Below are 17,184 nucleotides of genomic sequence, written 5' to 3' on the forward strand. Positions count from 1 at the left end.
TTCCTCCCTAGCGTTTTTCTAAAGCAATATAAGTCATATTTTCTTGTCCAATATACTGTGAACGTGGACGAATCAATTTGTTATTTTTTTGTTGCTCGTGAATATGTGCAATCCAACCGGCAACTCGACTCATAGCAAAGATGAGTGTAAAAATATCGCTGTCAATTCCTAGAGTATGATATACAGTGGCTGAATAGAAGTCCACATTAGGAATCAATCCTTTCTTATCTCTCATGAACTCTTCAATTTCTTGAGACTTATTAAAGAATTCTTCATTCTCTGTACCCTCTGTCAACTTCTTGGCCATATCCCTTAAGAAAATCTCACGAGGATCTTTCTTCTTGTAAACACGGTGCCCAAATCCCATGATTTTTTCTTTAGAATCAAGTTTTTCCTGCAAGTATGCATTGACATCACCAGATTCACGAACTTCTTTTAGCATATCAAAGACACGTTCATTAGCCCCACCGTGAAGTGGACCTTTCAGGGCACCAATAGCTGTCGTGACACAAGAATAAATATCTGTTAGGGTTGAAGCACAAACTCGCGCAGCAAATGTTGAGGCATTCAATTCATGGTCAGCATGAAGGATTAAAGTCTTATTCATAGCTTCGATTTCAATTTCAGAAGGTTCAACACCATTCAACATGTAAAGAAAATTCGCTGCAAATCCTAAATCCTTCCGTGGTTTAAGAGGCATTTTACCAGTACGTAAACGTGCAAAAGTCGTGATGATAGTTGGCAATTTAGCCATTAATTCGATGCTTTGCTGATAAACAGCTTCCATGGATCTTTCCTCAGCATCCACATTATATACACCAAGTAGGGAAACTGTTGAACGAAGAACACTCATCGGGTGTAAATGGGGGCGAGATTGGATAAGAATACATTGTTCTACAGCATCTGAAATATCATAGTTCTTACGTAATTCGGCCTCAAAATACTTGAGTTCCATTTGCGTTGGAAGATGACCATTCCACAGCAGATAAATTACTTCCTCAAAAGACGCCTTATTATTCATAAACTCGGAAATATCATATCCTGCATAGGATAAATGGTCATCAATAATAGATGAAATCCTAGTATTACAGGCAATCATATCCTTAAGTCCATCAATTTCAACTGTTGTCATTTTAGGCTCCCTTCAATTTTTTTCTTACAACCATTGGCAAGATACCACCATTTTTATAGTAGCGAATATCAGCATCTGCATCAAAACGAACCAGTACTTTGAAAGTTTTGGTTTGTTCAGGTGTTGAAGCTGTAACAGTAATAACATCATGAACACCTGGATTTTCTGAAAGATCAAAGCTAAAAATCTCATGTCCTGTCAATCCAAGAGTTTCAGCATTTTCTCCTTCCATAAATTGTACCGGCAAAATTCCCATCATGACTAGATTTGAACGGTGAATACGCTCAAAACTCTCAGCAAGTACTACTTTCACACCAAGGAGATTTGCCCCTTTAGCTGCCCAGTCACGACTTGAGCCCATACCATAATCCTTACCAGCAATTACAAGTGTATCTCGATTAGCTTCTTTATATTTCATGGCAGCATCGTATATGGGTAGAATGTCACCTTCATATTTAGTATATCCACCAATTTTTTCTTCTGCCAACTCATTTTTGATACGAATATTAGCAAAAGTTCCTCGCATCATGACTTCATGGTTTCCACGACGACTACCATAAGAATTAAATTCTTGATAATCTACACCATTTTCAGACAAATAGCGTGCTGCTGGACTGTTTCTAGCAATATTACCAGCTGGAGAAATATGGTCTGTTGTAAGCGTATCTCCAAATTTAGCCAACACCTTCAAATTATTCAATGGTTTAATGGTCAAATCATCTCCTAAAGCATCAAAGTAAGGTGGATTTTGAATATAGGTAGACTTCTCATTCCATTTATAATTTTGGCTCTGTTCAGTAGGAATGGCATTCCACTTCTCACTGTCTGAGAAGACACTAGCGTATTCGTCTCGGAAAAGTTGACGGGTTACGTATTTATCAACATAAGTTTCAATTTCATCACGTGATGGCATAATATCTTCTAGATAGACGGCTCGCCCATTGTCTTCAAAACCTAAAGGCTCCCTTGTCAAATCAATATTAGTGTTACCAGCCAAAGCGTAGGCAACAACCAATGGTGGGCTAGCTAAGAAATTTGCTTTTACGAGAGGATTAATACGTCCTTCAAAGTTACGATTTCCTGACAGAACGGCACTCGCTAGTAAGTCCGTGTCTACAATAGCTTTAGCTACCTCAGGACGTAGATCTCCCGAGTTACCAATACACGTCGTACAACCGTAACCTACCAAATTGAAGCCAAGCTTGTCTAAGTAGCTTTGCAAGCCTGAAGCTTTAAGATAACCAGTAACAACTTTAGAACCTGGTGCCAAAGATGTCTTCACCGTTGGAGATACCTTTAACCCTTTCTCAACTGCTTTTTTAGCTAAAAGACCAGCCGCCATAAGAACGTAAGGATTTGAGGTATTGGTACATGATGTGATCGCTGCAATGGCCACATGCCCCGTTTGAATTGTTTCTGAATGATCCTCAAAATCAACTTTTGCCGTTTTTTCTAACTCCTTCTTGTCCAATCCAAAGCCACGCACACCTGCTTCTCGTACCACTGCATCCTGAAATTCTTGCTTAGCATCGGACAAGAGAATCAAATCCTGTGGACGTTTGGGACCCGAGATAGAAGGTTTAATGGTTGACAAATCAATTTCAACAACCTTAGTATACTTGGCTTCTTTACTTGGGTCATAAAACAGATGATTGGCTTTTGTGTAGGCTTCAGTGACCTGGATATGTTCCTCATCACGATTAGTTAAACGCATGTAGTTAAGAGTTTCGTCATCAATAGGAAAATAACCACAAGTTGCCCCATACTCTGGTGCCATATTAGCGATTGTAGCACGATCAGCTAGAGATAGGCTCTTTAAGCCAGAACCAAAATACTCTACAAATTTACCAACAACATTTTCAGAACGAAGTACTTGAGTAATCTTGAGAGCCAAGTCTGTTGCCGTAGCAATTTTAGGAAGTTCACCTGTTAAATGTACACCAATAACCTCTGGAATTGGGAAATAGGAAGCTTCACCTAGCATAGCTGCTTCAGCTTCAATTCCGCCGACACCCCATCCCAGAACACCAATACCATTAATCATCGTTGTGTGACTATCTGTACCAAACATAGAGTCGGGATATAGTAGCCCATCTTTTTCAATAATGACATCACTTAGAAATTCAATATTAACCTGATGGATAATACCCGTAGCTGGTGGAACCGCACGGTAATTTTCAAAAGATTGTTCGGCCCATTTAAGAAATTCGTAGCGCTCATTGTTACGTTTAAATTCTAGATTGATATTATCTTCAAGCGCTGTATCACATCCATATGAATCGACTTGAACAGAGTGGTCAATGACTAAATCTACTGGAATCTCTGGATTAATAAGTTCTGCTTTACCACCATTAGCCACTATAGCATCCCGCATTGAGGCCAAGTCAACGACAACAGGAACCCCTGTGAAATCTTGTAAAATGACGCGACTTGGTTTAAATGGTACTTCAGAAATTGTTGGAAAATTCGGAAATTTTATCAGATCAGAAATGTGAGATTCCTTAACGTCAATGCCATCTTTTTTTCGGAGGAGACTTTCAAGTAGTATTAGAATGCTATAAGGTAGTTCTTCGACCTTAACATCATAGGATTTTGCTGCTTTTTCGAGATCATAAAAAGAGAATATCTTACCATTTACAGTTAGATTTGAACAGTATTCTTGCATACTTGAACCTCCATTAGTTAAAAAATTTCCTCTATTCTACACTGTTTTTTTTAAAAAAACAAATAAAATTGGCATTCTGGTGTGATGTTTTATTACATCTTCAGTCAGTTGTTGGAATTTTAGCCATTTCCATAAATAAATTTAAGAAAACTTAAAAAGCCTTCAAAACACAAGATATAGGGTTGTGTTTCAATACTAAACACAAAATATTGTATTCCTTAAAATATTTAGCTTGATTTTTCCCAATATTTTGGGTATTCTATTAAAGTCGAAAAAGTGACACCTAGTCACTTAAAATCTTTAAAAAAAGGAGTATTTGCAATGGAAAAGATTACATTGTTTTCAAAAAACAACTGTATGCAATGCAAAATGACAAAAAAATTTTTGGAAAAAGAAGGTGCTGATTTCGAAGAAATCAATATCGATGAACAACCAGAAAAAATTGATTACGTCAAAAGCCTAGGCTTTACTGCTGCTCCAGTGATTGAAGCAGGCGATATCGTCTTTTCAGGTTTTCAACCGGCTAAACTTAAAGAAATCCTTTAATTATTAAGTTTTTATATAGAAAGGAACTTGTTTGCTTAGTTTAATATGTTAACTTTAACCTTTAAACTAGGCCTGGTATCTGTATTATGTCTTTAAAAAATCTTGGCGATGTTTCTTACTTCCGCCTCAACAACGAAATTAACCGTCCTGTAAACGGTCAGATTCCTTTGCATAAGGATAAAGAAGCGCTTCGTGCCTTTTTCCTTGAAAATGTTAAGCCAAATTCAATGGCATTCAACAGCATCACAGATAAAATTAATTATTTGATTGAAAACGACTATATTGAGTCTGAATTCATCGGTAAATATGAACCTGCTTTCATCGAAAAATTGTCTGCAGAAATTCATGCTCAAAAATTTCGCTTTCAATCTTTCATGGCAGCCTACAAGTTCTACCAACAATATGCTCTCAAAACAAACGATGGCGAGACATACCTTGAAAGTTTTGAAGATCGTGTTCTTTTTAATGCTCTTTACTTCGCTGATGGTGATGAAAACCTGGCTAGTGACCTTGCTAACGAAATGATTCACCAACGTTATCAACCTGCTACTCCTTCATTTTTAAATGCTGGACGTAGTCGTCGTGGAGAACTCGTTTCATGTTTCCTTATCCAAGTAACGGACGATATGAATTCCATCGGTCGTTCTATTAACTCAGCTCTCCAATTATCACGTATTGGTGGAGGGGTTGGTATTAGCCTATCTAACCTACGTGAAGCTGGTGCTCCTATCAAGGGATATGCTGGTGCTGCTTCTGGAGTTGTCCCAGTTATGAAGCTTTTTGAAGACAGCTTCTCTTACTCAAATCAACTTGGTCAACGTCAAGGTGCTGGTGTTGTTTATCTGGATGTTTTCCACCCAGATATCCTTGCCTTCCTTTCAACTAAGAAAGAGAACGCTGATGAAAAGGTACGTGTTAAGACATTGTCACTAGGTGTTACAGTACCAGATAAATTCTACGAGTTAGCACGTAATAATGAAGATATGTATCTCTTCAGCCCCTACTCTCTCGAAAAAGAATACGGTAAACCATATAACTACATTGATATTACAGCTATGTATGATGAATTGGTTGCCAATCCTAATATCACCAAAACTAAGATTAATGCGCGTGAGTTAGAAACTGAAATTTCTAAACTCCAACAAGAATCTGGTTACCCATATATCATCAACGTTGATACAGCTAACAGACATAACCCAATTGATGGTAAAATTGTTATGTCCAACCTCTGTTCTGAGATTCTCCAAGTTCAAGCACCAAGTGAACTTAACGATTCTCAAGAATTTGTTAAACTCGGTACAGATATCTCATGTAACCTTGGATCTACTAATATCCTGAACATGATGACTTCACCTGATTTTGGTCGTTCCATTAAGACTATGACACGTGCGCTTACCTTTGTTACAGACAGCTCAAGTATCGATGCCGTTCCATCAATCAAAAATGGAAACCAACAAGCTCATACCTTTGGTTTAGGAGCTATGGGGCTTCACTCTTACCTTGCTAAACACCATATCGAGTATGGTAGCCCAGAATCTGTTGAATTCACTAATATCTACTTCATGCTTATGAACTACTGGACTTTAGTTGAATCTAACAATATCGCCCGTGAACGTCAAGAAACCTTTGTCGGCTTTGAGAATTCAAAATATGCTGACGGTTCTTACTTTGATAAATACGTTACAGGGCAATACGTTCCTAAATCTGACCGTGTTAAAGAACTTTTCGAAGGCCACTTCATCCCACAAGCCAAGGATTGGGAGGAACTACGTGAACTCGTTAAAAAAGATGGTCTCTACCATCAAAACCGTTTGGCTGTTGCGCCAAATGGCTCAATCTCTTACATTAACGACTGTTCTGCTTCTATTCATCCAATCACACAACGTATTGAAGAACGTCAAGAGAAGAAAATCGGAAAAATTTACTATCCAGCCAACGGTCTTTCAACAGACACTATTCCTTTCTACACTTCAGCCTACGACATGGACATGCGTAAAGTTATCGACGTTTATGCCGCTGCGACTGAACACGTTGATCAAGGTTTGTCATTAACCCTATTCTTGCGTAGTGAGTTGCCTAAAGAAATTTACGAATGGAAAACAGAAAATAAACTAACAACTCGTGATCTTTCTATCCTTCGTAACTACGCCTTTAACAAAGGAATCAAGTCAATCTACTACATCCGTACTTACACAGATGACGGCGAAGAAGTTGGCTCTAACCAGTGTGAAAGCTGTGTCATCTAAGATAGTGATTTGAGGCTAACAACTTCACTACTCTTATTTATAAAAATCATAAAATGGTCGGTTAGCCGACTTTTTTAATAGATAAACTCAAAAAACTATATCATGATTTTTAATTATGATAAAATAGAAATGATATCAATAAAGAAAGAGGTTTCTAATGGAAACTTACTATAAAGCCATTAACTGGAATGAAATCGAAGATGCGATTGATAAATCTACCTGGGAAAAATTAACTGAACAATTTTGGTTAGATACTCGAATTCCCCTTTCAAATGACCTTGATGACTGGCGTAAACTTTCAGCTGAAGAAAAAGATTTAGTTGGAAAAGTTTTCGGCGGCTTGACCTTGCTAGATACCATGCAATCTCAAACGGGTGTTGAAGCCATTCGAGCAGACGTTCGTACACCTCATGAAGAAGCTGTCTTGAACAACATTCAGTTTATGGAATCTGTTCACGCAAAATCTTACTCTTCTATTTTCTCAACTTTGAATACTAAATCAGAAATTGAGGAAATTTTTGAGTGGACAAACAGCAACAAGTACTTGCAAACTAAAGCAAAAATCATTAATGATATCTATGAAAACGGAACGGCACTTCAGAAAAAAGTTGCTTCAACTTATCTTGAAACCTTCCTTTTCTATTCAGGCTTCTTCACTCCACTCTATTATCTTGGTAATAATAAGCTAGCTAATGTCGCTGAAATTATCAAACTCATTATCCGTGACGAATCTGTTCACGGTACCTATATTGGCTATAAGTTCCAACTAGGATTCAACGAATTACCTGAAAAAGAGCAGGAGAGTTTCCGTGAATGGATGTATGATCTCCTCTATCAATTATATGAAAATGAAGAACTCTACACTAAATCTCTTTATGACGGTGTTGGATGGACCGAAGAAGTAATGATCTTTCTTCGCTATAACGCCAATAAAGCATTGATGAATTTAGGACAAGATCCTCTTTTCCCAGATTCTGCTAACGATGTTAACCCAATCGTTATGAATGGTATTTCTACAGGAACATCAAACCACGATTTCTTTTCTCAAGTCGGTAATGGTTACCTTCTAGGTACTGTTGAAGCTATGCAAGATGATGATTATAACTACGGACTAAAATAAAAGCCAGCCTAGGCTAGCTTTAATGGCTCTATAATTTCTGTAGTGGGTAAAACCACTGTAGAGATTATAGAGCTTTTTGAATGCAGACAAAAAGTCCCATAAAAACTATAATGAGAAGTAACCAAACCATCATTAGGAAGAACTCATGAAATCTATTAAGAATACCACAGGATTAATCGGAATGATGGATCCTAACATCATTACTCTTGTTTTTAAAATGGATACTCATATCGAGGTTCAAGCAAAACTAGAACTCCAACACTACTACGTCTGAAGAAACGTCGCTTCCAGTGTAAAGATTGTAGAAAAGTCACGGTGGCTGAGACATTAATCGTTGAGAAAAACCACCAAATTTCAAATCTAGTCCGCCAAAAGGTCTCACAACTCCTAACTGAGAAGATGTCACTAACGGATATTGCCAGAAGACTTCGTGTGTCGACATCCACTGTCTATCGTAAGCTTGATCAGTTTACTTTCAAGGAACATTTTGATAAACTCCCAAGGGTTATGTCCTGGGATTAGTTTGGGTTCAAGAAAGGGGAATTGACTTTTGTCGCTCAGAACTATGAGACTAACAAATCTTTAATATATTCTCAGACTCAGAGCTCAATCTGATATTAGCTAACGCTCAACATATTAAGAATGTACCAGGTCGAAAAACAGACATGAAGGATGCCGAATGGATTGCACAGCTCGGACGTTGTGGACTTATTGAGCCATCTTATATTCCTAACCCTGAAGTAATGCAGTTACGTTTACTCACTCGTAGGTTACGTTCTTACAAACAACGTCAAACTCAAATAAAGAATAAGATTCATAACCTCTTACAACCTACTAATATCAAACTAACCAGCTATCTTTCTGTTATCTTCTCTAAGACAGGACAATCTCTTTTAATGCTCTTTATCAATGGGGAACTCATTGATTATGACAATGTGACAGCTTGTATTCACAAGCGTGTCAAAGCAAGTCCCGAAGAATTTAATGTAGGCCATGAATGGGAAGTTGTCTCTGGAGGATCGATTTCTCTTGGACCAAAGCCTAGAAGAATATCAATTGTATCAAAAACTCATGAATAAATTAACGAGTGAAATAATAGCTTATATCGAAAAGGAGTTCCCCTGAAGAAAATAGATTACTTCAAACGATTCCTGGTGTGAGTGAAACTTGTACAGCCACTATTTTAGCTGAGATTGGACCAGATGTGAAGGCTTTTCAATCGGATGCAGACTTAGCTTCTTGGGCTGGGCTCTGCCCAGAATCCTATGAAAGTGCTGACATTAAAAAATCCTCACACATCACACAAGGAAATCGATATATCAAGCAGGCTTTGACCATGTCGGTATTGATTGAGGCTCACTCTAAAGATAATGCGTTTTTATCTTTTTATATCAAAATTTCCAAAAGAGGGAGTGAAATGAAAGCCGGCATTGCTTGTGCACACAAGCTGCTTCATATCTTTTACAAAATTCTCGCAACACATCAAGAATACGACAAAGAAAAAGTGCTAGAACTGAGGAAACAGTTCTAACTCCAAACTAAAAAAATTTCAATTACCGTATAGCACAGGAAGTGATTTTTGCACTTTTTACTGTCTTTTTTTCAAATCATGACTCCCCCGTTAGACAGGAGGTCATGTTTTGTCTCGCACCTAACGGAAAGAGACGGACTGAAAGTCACATAATAAAAAGAAAGGACGAAATTTGTCCTTTCTCGATCTTAGCTTTTCTTCAACACACTACAGTTGACAAAGAGCCAAAAAATAGGAAAAGCCATCCAAATGGACAGCTCTTTCACTACCTAGAAAGTCCAGTAAAGAAATCTACGATAGCTTGCCAGATTTGTGCGAAAATATTTTTGCTATTCTCAAGTGTTTGGTTAGCATCAAAGTTTAAGTTGATGCCAGAGAAAGTATTACCCGCTTTTGAAACGATAGAAGCTTTAAGTGAACTCAGACTTGACTTGAAGCTAGCACTATCAATGATTGATGACTTAGATAAATTTAAAACAAAGTTCACCAAAAGATTGATTTGAGTATCAGAAAGATTCAGGTTGTAGTTATTGATGGTTCGCTGAACAATCGTTTTAGCTTGATCATCAGTCAACTTATTTCCTTTATCAGCAACTGCCGTCTTGATATCAGTCATGGCTACATTAAGCTTATCCGCATCATAGTTACTCTTACCTGAATTCTCATCATTGATTTGGGAAAGGGTTTTAAGCTCTTCCTGAGCAAGCTCTTTGCTTTCATCTGAGACTTTTGCTCCATTCTGCTCTAGAGAATAATAAATACCAGCCAAGGCACTTTCCCCAGTTACTGGAATAGGTGCTGCTACTGTAATCTTAGCATGTTCAATACCAAGTGTCGTTGCAGCATTACGATACATATCTGGAGTGATTTTTGTGATATTTTGTGGTGTCACAATTTCTACACTCAAGGTTTCCTTAGCACCTAGTTTAGCAATCTTAACTGAAGAATATAACTGAAGACTAGAATCATCTGCAACATTCATGATATTTGCATAGGCCGTAGTCGTTAATGTCTTGACATTGGTATCCTTGCTACTATCATAACTTAGCAAGTTTAGGGTCTGATTACGCTCTTCCTCTGACAAAGAATAACCCATAACGTAGTCAGGTTGAACGTAAGATTCATCAATAACCTTTTGGACATCTGACGATGTGTCTGCTTGAGCAGCTGAGGCAAAGGTTGTCACCAAAGTTAGGAAAGCCATCCCAGCAACGAAAAGCTTTTTCAATTTCATGTATGTTTCCTTTCGAAAATAGAATAGTATCCATAATCTCCTAAAAGATGACCGAGTATGAGCTCAGCCGTGAATTCATTATACCATGACTTAAAAAAATAGGGTCAAAAAAACTACTCATGTAATTCCAAAGGGAGCCCGTCTGGATCAGCAAAGAAAGTCATCTTTTCCCCAGTAAAACTGTCCTTGCGAATAGGTTAGCATGAAATACCTTTTTGTTCCAAAGACTCGACAACCTCTTCAATATTAGCCACTTTAAAAGCTAAATGACGTAGTCCACACGCCTCAGGATAAGACAGACGCTTTGGTGGCTCCACATAGGCTAGATCAGTAGTCTTATTTCCAAAGATTTCCAGTTCTATATCACCACAACGTAGATCTAATTTATAATCGTGACGTTCCGGACGGTGATTTTCACGTATGATTTCAAAACCTAGTTTATTAACATAAAAATCTCGAGATAGATCATAATCAGAAACAATGATAGCGACATGATGTATTGTTTCCAAAAACATTTTTTCCCTCCATAGAAAAAGACCTTACGGCCTTTTCTTAACTTTGAAATTGATTGTATGACTTATTGAAGTCTTCAAGAATATCTGAACTTGCCTTGTCAAAGTCTACCTGCGATTCCAAGTTCCCTTTGACAACTGTACGCTGAGTTGCTTCAGCATCTGTACAAGTTACCAAAGTCACTTCAGATTTACCAGGAGTGTCATCAACCACTGCTACTTCAGTTGGTTGGACAATTTTTACCTCACTGATAACATAGGTGTAGACCTTATTTTTATCCGTAAGATAAATCTTCATGCCATTTTTTGCTCTATCTATTGGTGAGAAGAGCATATCAGAAGCCCCAGCGATACCGAAAATGTGGTGACTAGCCAACGAATAATTATTTTCCCCACCCATGACTTGATTTTCCTTCATAGTTCCAGCACCATAGGTAAGCTCTGTATTACCAAGTCCTTTGAAAATAGGGAGATTAATACCAACCTCAGGGATAGCAATTCCACCAACAACTGGAAGTTTTTGAGAACCCATCTTGGCTTGCAAGACTGACTCTGTACTAACAGATTTAACCGTATCAAAGTCATAACTTGCCTTAGCTTCCTTGTTTTTCTTTATGGTCTTTTTAGAAACCTTACTTACTTGATATTTATTAGTATTCCAAGCAATTATAGTGTTTCGAATTGATTTATTAAAAATTAAAGCTAAACCAACAACCAAGAGAACAACAATCAAGATCCAACGAAGGACCTCAAGCCACTTACGATGCTTTTTAGGAGTCTTATTTTTATTATCTTTTCTCATTAGTTATCACCACTTTACTGGTCTTCAGTAACTTAATCAATTTCTTCAGGTTCAACCAAAGCAAAGGTGACAATACGAGCAGTATCATCTAAACGCATGACCTTAACCCCTTGAGTTGCACGACCAGTTTGAGAGATATTAGCAACTGCAGTACGGATAATAACACCCGTATCAGTTATGACCATAATATCCTCATCACCAGAAACTGTTACAATGCCTGCAAGGTTACCATTTTTATCTGTGATATTAGCTGTCTTAATACCTTTACCACCACGCCCCTTAGTTGGGTATTCAGTAGCTGAAGTACGCTTACCGTAACCTTTTTCCGTGATAATCAAGACTTCTTGGTCTTCAGTAATAGCTGCTGCACCAACGACTTGGTCACCGTCACGAAGGGTTACCCCTTTAACACCAGCAGCCATACGACTCATACTGCGAATAGTATCCTCTTTGAAACGCACACTGTAACCAAATTTAGTACCAATAATAATTTCTTCATTACCATTAGTCAAGAAGACATTGATAAGTTCATCACCTTCTCTAAGTTTCAAGGCAATCAAACCATTTTGACGGATATTTTTAAATTCTGCTTCTTTAGTTCGTTTCACTAAACCTTGGCGAGTTACAAAGACAAGGTGATTGTTATCTGATGCTTCGTCGCTCTTAGCATTAATCACTGTTTGAATTGTCTCACCTTCATCCAACTTCAAGAGATTAACAATTGGTAATCCCTTAGCTGTACGGCCATACTCAGGAATTTCGTAACCCTTGAGACGGTATACACGCCCTTTGTTGGTCATAAAGTAAAGATGATCATGAGTGCTTGTTGAAACGATATCACGAACAAAGTCGTCATCGTTCACACCTGTCCCTTGAACTCCACGACCTCCACGTTTCTGAGAACGGAATTCGTCTTGAGCCAAACGTTTGATATATCCCTTGTTAGAAAGAGTGATAACGACATCTTCTTCTTCGATTAGGTCTTCATCTTCAAGTGAAACAACTTCGCCGACCATTAGCTCTGTACGACGGGCGTCCGCGAATTTACGCTTACTTTCATCCAACTCTTCCTTGATGATAGCAATAACACGTTCTGGTTTTGCCAAAATATCAGCCAAATCAGCAATCAAGGCAAGGAGATCATCGTACTCATTTTGAATCTTATCACGTTCCAAACCGGTCAAACGACGCAAACGCATATCAAGAATGGCTTGGCTTTGACGTTCAGTGAGTTCAAAGCGAGCCATCAACTCGGCTTGAGCCTCTGCATCAGTTTGACTGTTACGAATAATCGTAATCACTTCATCCAGATGATCAAGCGCAATTAATAAGCCTTCTAAAATATGGGCACGTGCTTCAGCCTTATCCTTATCAAACTGTGTACGACGGACCACAACCTCTTTTTGGTGAGCAATATAGTCAGCCAAAATTTGACGCAAGGAAAGGATTTTGGGCACACCCTTTTCAATAGCCAACATATTGAAGCTGAAGTTTGTCTGAAGTTGAGTTAATTTGAACAAATTGTTCAAGATCACATTGGCAGATGCATCACGACGCACTTCGATGACAAAACGTACCCCCTCACGAGAAGACTCGTCACGAACTGCTGTAATCCCCTCAATACGTTTTTCCTGAGCCAAACGAACGATGTGTTCATGGACCTTAGTCTTATTGACCATATAAGGAAACTCAGTAACTACAATGCGCTCACGACCTGATTTGGTTGTTTCAATTTCGGTACGCGAACGAAGAACAATAGAGCCTTTACCAGTTTCGTAAGCACGGTGAATACCAGATTTTCCCATGACCAAACCACCAGTTGGAAAGTCTGGACCAGGAAGAACTTCCATCAGTTCACGGGTTGTGACTTCAGGATTGTCCATCATCAATTTAACGGCATCTATAGTTTCAGCCAAATTGTGTGGTGGAATGTTGGTCGCCATACCAACCGCGATCCCTGTAGCACCATTAACAAGAAGATTTGGAATACGGGATGGAAGAACAATTGGCTCACGTTCAGAACCATCGTAGTTATCTTGAAAATCTACGGTATTCTTATTGAGATCACGGAGCATCTCCAGGGCGATTTTAGACATACGAGCCTCAGTGTAACGTTGAGCGGCTGCGCCATCACCATCCATAGAACCAAAGTTTCCGTGGCCGTCAACCAACATGTAACGGTAACTCCACCATTGAGCCATACGAACCATAGCTTCATAGATAGATGAATCACCGTGTGGGTGATATTTACCCATAACATCCCCGGTAATACGGGCAGATTTTTTATGAGGCTTATCAGGTGTCACCCCAAGCTCATTCATTCCATAAAGAATACGACGTTGTACCGGTTTTAAACCGTCACGAACATCTGGGAGTGCACGAGATACGATAACACTCATGGCATAATCGATAAAACTCGTTTTCATCTCAGACGTCAAATTAACGTCAATTAAATTATTATCTTGCACTCTAAAAATGCCTCTTTTCTTTCAATCAAATTATTCCAAATTCTCATAAAAGAATGGAAAATTTCTATAATATTATACCATAAAAAGCTTTATATTTCAGTTGTTTAAAACGCTTTCACTTAATAATTCCTTATTATTTCGTGACATTCATCACTTAAAATGGTAGAATAAGCATTGTATGGGGTAACCCAATAAAAAATTAAGGAGATGTTTAGACCATGACTGCAACTAAACAACACAAAAAAGTCATCCTTGTTGGTGACGGTGCCGTAGGTTCATCTTACGCTTTCGCACTTGTAAACCAAGGTATCGCTCAAGAACTAGGAATCATCGAAATTCCACAATTATTTGAAAAAGCCGTTGGTGATGCGCTTGACCTTAGCCACGCACTTCCTTTCACTTCACCTAAAAAAATCTATGCAGCTAAATATGAAGACTGTGCGGATGCTGACCTTGTAGTTATCACTGCTGGTGCTCCTCAAAAACCAGGTGAGACTCGTCTTGATCTTGTTGGTAAAAACCTTGCAATCAACAAATCAATCGTTACTCAAGTTGTTGAATCAGGATTCAACGGTATTTTCCTTGTAGCTGCTAACCCAGTAGACGTATTGACTTACTCTACATGGAAGTTCTCAGGCTTCCCTAAAGAACGCGTTATCGGTTCAGGTACTTCACTTGACTCAGCTCGTTTCCGTCAAGCACTTGCTGAAAAACTTAATGTCGATGCTCGTTCAGTTCACGCTTACATCATGGGTGAACACGGCGACTCAGAGTTTGCGGTTTGGTCACACGCTAACATCGCCGGTGTAAACATTGAAGAGTTCCTTAAAGACGAAGAAAACGTTCAAGAAGCTGAATTAGTTGAATTGTTCGAAGGTGTTCGTGATGCAGCTTACACAATTATCAACAAAAAAGGTGCTACATACTACGGTATCGCAGTAGCCCTTGCTCGTATCACTAAAGCTATCCTTGACGATGAAAATGCAGTACTTCCATTGTCTGTATTCCAAGAAGGTCAATATGGTGTAAACAACCTCTTTATTGGTCAACCTGCTATTGTAGGTGCACACGGTATCGTACGTCCAGTAAACATCCCATTGAACGATGCTGAACAACAAAAGATGAAGGCTTCTGCCGATGAATTGCAAGCTATCATTGATGAAGCATGGAAAAACCCTGAATTCCAAGAAGCTTCAAAAAACTAATCTTACTTTAGTTAAATAAAAGCCTCCAGTTGGAGGTTTTTTAGTATTTTAAAAAGAAAAACAGCTAATTCATATGAATTAGCTGTTTAATATTATTCAGCGGAGATAGCTGCTTTAGCAATATAGCTAAGTGGTTGGTTAAAGTGTGGCAAGAAGAACAAATCAAGCAATTGTAGACGGTCAATTGTTACTCCTTCTTGAATTGCCAATGAGAACATGTGGATTCCCATTGAGATATCCATGAGTGAAACCATTTGAGCACCCAAAACTTTACGAGTATCTTTATCATAAACAATCTTGATAGTTACATCTTCATTTTCATCCTTCATGAAGGGAGGTTTTTGAAGATCCGTTGATTCTACTACTGCTGGATTGAAACCAAAGCGTTTTGCCTTCTCTTCAGTCAAACCAGTAGAAACCATGTTCAAACCATAGATAGAGATACCATTTGATCCTTGAACACCGTTTGATTCAACATCACCACCACCGGCATTGTGTCCAGCGACAATACCTGAACGAATAGCATTTGAAGCTAAGGCAATGTAGTTGACATCGTCAAGAGCATTGTCATAAACCGTAGCACAATCACCAACAGCGTAAACATCCTTAACTGATGTTTCTTGTTTCTTATTAACAAGGTAAGCACCATTTCGGAATGTTTCCAATTTACCAGCTCCAAGGGCTGTATTAGGACGGAAACCAACAGCAAGAACAACCATATCTACATCGTACGCATTTTTATCTGTTACGATGCGTTCTACCTTAGTTTCACCTTCTACTGCTTTAACAGTTTCGCCAAAGGCCAATTGGATACCGTGGTCTTTCAAATTTTTAGCCATACGGTCTGTAAAATCGCGGTCATAGTATCCTGCCAAACATGTGTCAACAACATCAATAAGGATAACTTCTTTACCACGACGTTGGAAGGCTTCAGCCAATTCAACACCAATGTAACCTGCACCAACGACTGCTACACGTTTGATGTCTTGTGATTTATCGTTCAACTTATCAATAACTTCTTGAGCGTTTTGGAAAAGTTTAACGAATTGAAGGTTTTCAAGAGTCGCTTCGAAAGTACGGCTACCTTCTTTAATCTCAGCACCATCGATTGGAGGTAAGATTGGTTGTGAACCAGTAGCTAAAATCAATTTGTCATATGATTCAACATGTTCTTTACCATCAACAAGAGCTGTAACAGTTTTACCGTCAAAGTCAATAGACTCAACTGGTGAGTTTATATAAACTTTTGCACCCTTGCTTTCAAGGACTTCTTTGTTGGCATAGAAAAGGCCATCAGGACCTGAGATTTGATTACCAATCCAAAGAGCCATACCACAACCCAAGAATGAAATGTTAGAGTTTTGATCGAAAACAACTACTTCATTTTGGTCTCCGTAATTATCAAGAATAGTATTAATACTATAAGTACCAGCATGGTTAGCACCGACAACTACGATTTTTGACATAAATTTATCCAACTTTCTTTTGATAATAGATTACTATACAATTTTACCACAATTAGAAAACGGTTAAACGTTTTATGCTCAAACTTTGTTACTTTTTGAACAAAATAAGATATTTTGATTTAAAATCGTCATTTTATTAGCTCAATACATATTAACTAGTGTGCCATGTGAAATATTCTTATCACTGACTGACCCTAGAGTCTCTATCATTAAGCTATTAGCAAATCCTAATGACTACTACTTGGCTCTTTGCCCAC

The 17,184-nt window shown here is 38.3% G+C and carries 12 protein-coding genes and 2 pseudogenes; 7 read left to right on the plus strand and 7 right to left on the minus strand.

All coding sequences use genetic code 11. The annotated features are described in order from the left end of the window. Positions 1-7: 7 nt before the first annotated feature. Positions 8-1,132 (minus strand): citrate synthase, encoded by a 1,125-nt coding sequence (locus E3C75_RS08885; RefSeq protein ID WP_011226166.1) that lies wholly within the window; start codon positions 1,130-1,132, stop codon positions 8-10. 1 nt (position 1,133) lies between these two features. Then, on the minus strand, positions 1,134-3,797 hold the full coding sequence (gene acnA, locus E3C75_RS08890; protein ID WP_111679633.1) for an aconitate hydratase AcnA: 2,664 nt from the start codon (positions 3,795-3,797) through the stop codon (positions 1,134-1,136). A 321-nt stretch (positions 3,798-4,118) separates the two neighbouring features. Between acnA and nrdH the strand changes: the two genes are divergently transcribed. The 6 genes and pseudogenes from nrdH (at position 4,119) to E3C75_RS08920 (ending at position 9,240) form a co-directional block, all read left to right on the plus strand. Continuing rightward, a complete protein-coding gene (nrdH, locus tag E3C75_RS08895; RefSeq protein ID WP_084828903.1) occupies positions 4,119-4,343 on the plus strand; it encodes a glutaredoxin-like protein NrdH in 225 nt (74 codons plus the stop codon). Between the two features lie 86 nt (positions 4,344-4,429). Continuing rightward, complete coding sequence (gene nrdE / locus E3C75_RS08900) at positions 4,430-6,589, plus strand: class 1b ribonucleoside-diphosphate reductase subunit alpha (protein ID WP_111679634.1); 2,160 nt, start codon at positions 4,430-4,432, stop codon at positions 6,587-6,589. 157 nt (positions 6,590-6,746) lie between these two features. Then, positions 6,747-7,709 carry a class 1b ribonucleoside-diphosphate reductase subunit beta gene (gene nrdF / locus E3C75_RS08905; RefSeq protein ID WP_084828905.1) on the plus strand — a complete coding sequence of 321 codons (963 nt, stop codon included), beginning with the start codon at positions 6,747-6,749 and terminating at the stop codon, positions 7,707-7,709. 145 nt (positions 7,710-7,854) lie between these two features. Next, a pseudogene (locus E3C75_RS08910) lies at positions 7,855-8,321 on the plus strand (helix-turn-helix domain-containing protein); the annotation flags it as partial. 23 nt (positions 8,322-8,344) lie between these two features. Then, a complete protein-coding gene (locus E3C75_RS08915; protein WP_231907532.1) occupies positions 8,345-8,788 on the plus strand; it encodes an IS110 family transposase in 444 nt (147 codons plus the stop codon). A 77-nt stretch (positions 8,789-8,865) separates the two neighbouring features. Beyond that, entirely contained in the window at positions 8,866-9,240 is a 375-nt protein-coding gene (locus E3C75_RS08920) for a transposase (protein WP_157795606.1), read from the plus strand. A gap of 265 nt (positions 9,241-9,505) precedes the next feature. Here E3C75_RS08920 and E3C75_RS08925 read toward each other — a convergent pair whose 3' ends face one another. From E3C75_RS08925 to gyrA, 4 genes and pseudogenes are all read right to left on the minus strand, one after another. Then, the gene (locus E3C75_RS08925; RefSeq protein ID WP_084828908.1) at positions 9,506-10,474 is read right to left on the minus strand and encodes a DUF1002 domain-containing protein; all 969 of its coding nucleotides are present in this window, start codon (positions 10,472-10,474) and stop codon (positions 9,506-9,508) included. Positions 10,475-10,587: 113 nt separating this feature from the next. Then, a pseudogene (gene gloA2 / locus E3C75_RS08930) lies at positions 10,588-10,989 on the minus strand (SMU1112c/YaeR family gloxylase I-like metalloprotein). Positions 10,990-11,026: 37 nt separating this feature from the next. Next, positions 11,027-11,788 carry a class A sortase gene (locus tag E3C75_RS08935; RefSeq protein WP_100262488.1) on the minus strand — a complete coding sequence of 254 codons (762 nt, stop codon included), beginning with the start codon at positions 11,786-11,788 and terminating at the stop codon, positions 11,027-11,029. 32 nt (positions 11,789-11,820) lie between these two features. After that, on the minus strand, positions 11,821-14,256 hold the full coding sequence (gene gyrA / locus E3C75_RS08940) for a DNA gyrase subunit A (protein ID WP_100262487.1): 2,436 nt from the start codon (positions 14,254-14,256) through the stop codon (positions 11,821-11,823). A gap of 218 nt (positions 14,257-14,474) precedes the next feature. On the opposite strand from gyrA, the gene E3C75_RS08945 reads away from it, so the two are divergent. Further along, positions 14,475-15,461, plus strand: a complete 987-nt coding sequence (locus tag E3C75_RS08945) for an L-lactate dehydrogenase (protein WP_084830700.1) — start codon at positions 14,475-14,477, stop codon at positions 15,459-15,461. A 92-nt stretch (positions 15,462-15,553) separates the two neighbouring features. Here the strand turns inward: E3C75_RS08945 and nox are convergent, their stop codons facing one another. Next, the gene (nox, locus tag E3C75_RS08950; protein WP_084826036.1) at positions 15,554-16,927 is read right to left on the minus strand and encodes a H2O-forming NADH oxidase; all 1,374 of its coding nucleotides are present in this window, start codon (positions 16,925-16,927) and stop codon (positions 15,554-15,556) included. Between the last annotated feature and the right edge of the window lie 257 nt (positions 16,928-17,184).

The sequence above is a fragment of the Streptococcus thermophilus genome, assembly GCF_010120595.1.
Lineage (GTDB): Bacteria > Bacillota > Bacilli > Lactobacillales > Streptococcaceae > Streptococcus > Streptococcus thermophilus.

What these genes read in the sequence shown, in the direction of transcription:
- E3C75_RS08925 (WP_084828908.1), bottom strand. Translation starts at nt 10,474, where the DNA reads ATGAAATTGAAAAAGCTTTTCGTTGCTGGGATGGCTTTCCTAACTTTG.
- nrdE (WP_111679634.1), top strand. Translation starts at nt 4,430, where the DNA reads ATGTCTTTAAAAAATCTTGGCGATGTTTCTTACTTCCGCCTCAACAAC.
- E3C75_RS08935 (WP_100262488.1), bottom strand. Translation starts at nt 11,788, where the DNA reads ATGAGAAAAGATAATAAAAATAAGACTCCTAAAAAGCATCGTAAGTGG.
- nrdH (WP_084828903.1), top strand. Translation starts at nt 4,119, where the DNA reads ATGGAAAAGATTACATTGTTTTCAAAAAACAACTGTATGCAATGCAAA.
- E3C75_RS08885 (WP_011226166.1), bottom strand. Translation starts at nt 1,132, where the DNA reads ATGACAACAGTTGAAATTGATGGACTTAAGGATATGATTGCCTGTAAT.
- acnA (WP_111679633.1), bottom strand. Translation starts at nt 3,797, where the DNA reads ATGCAAGAATACTGTTCAAATCTAACTGTAAATGGTAAGATATTCTCT.
- nox (WP_084826036.1), bottom strand. Translation starts at nt 16,927, where the DNA reads ATGTCAAAAATCGTAGTTGTCGGTGCTAACCATGCTGGTACTTATAGT.
- E3C75_RS08945 (WP_084830700.1), top strand. Translation starts at nt 14,475, where the DNA reads ATGACTGCAACTAAACAACACAAAAAAGTCATCCTTGTTGGTGACGGT.
- nrdF (WP_084828905.1), top strand. Translation starts at nt 6,747, where the DNA reads ATGGAAACTTACTATAAAGCCATTAACTGGAATGAAATCGAAGATGCG.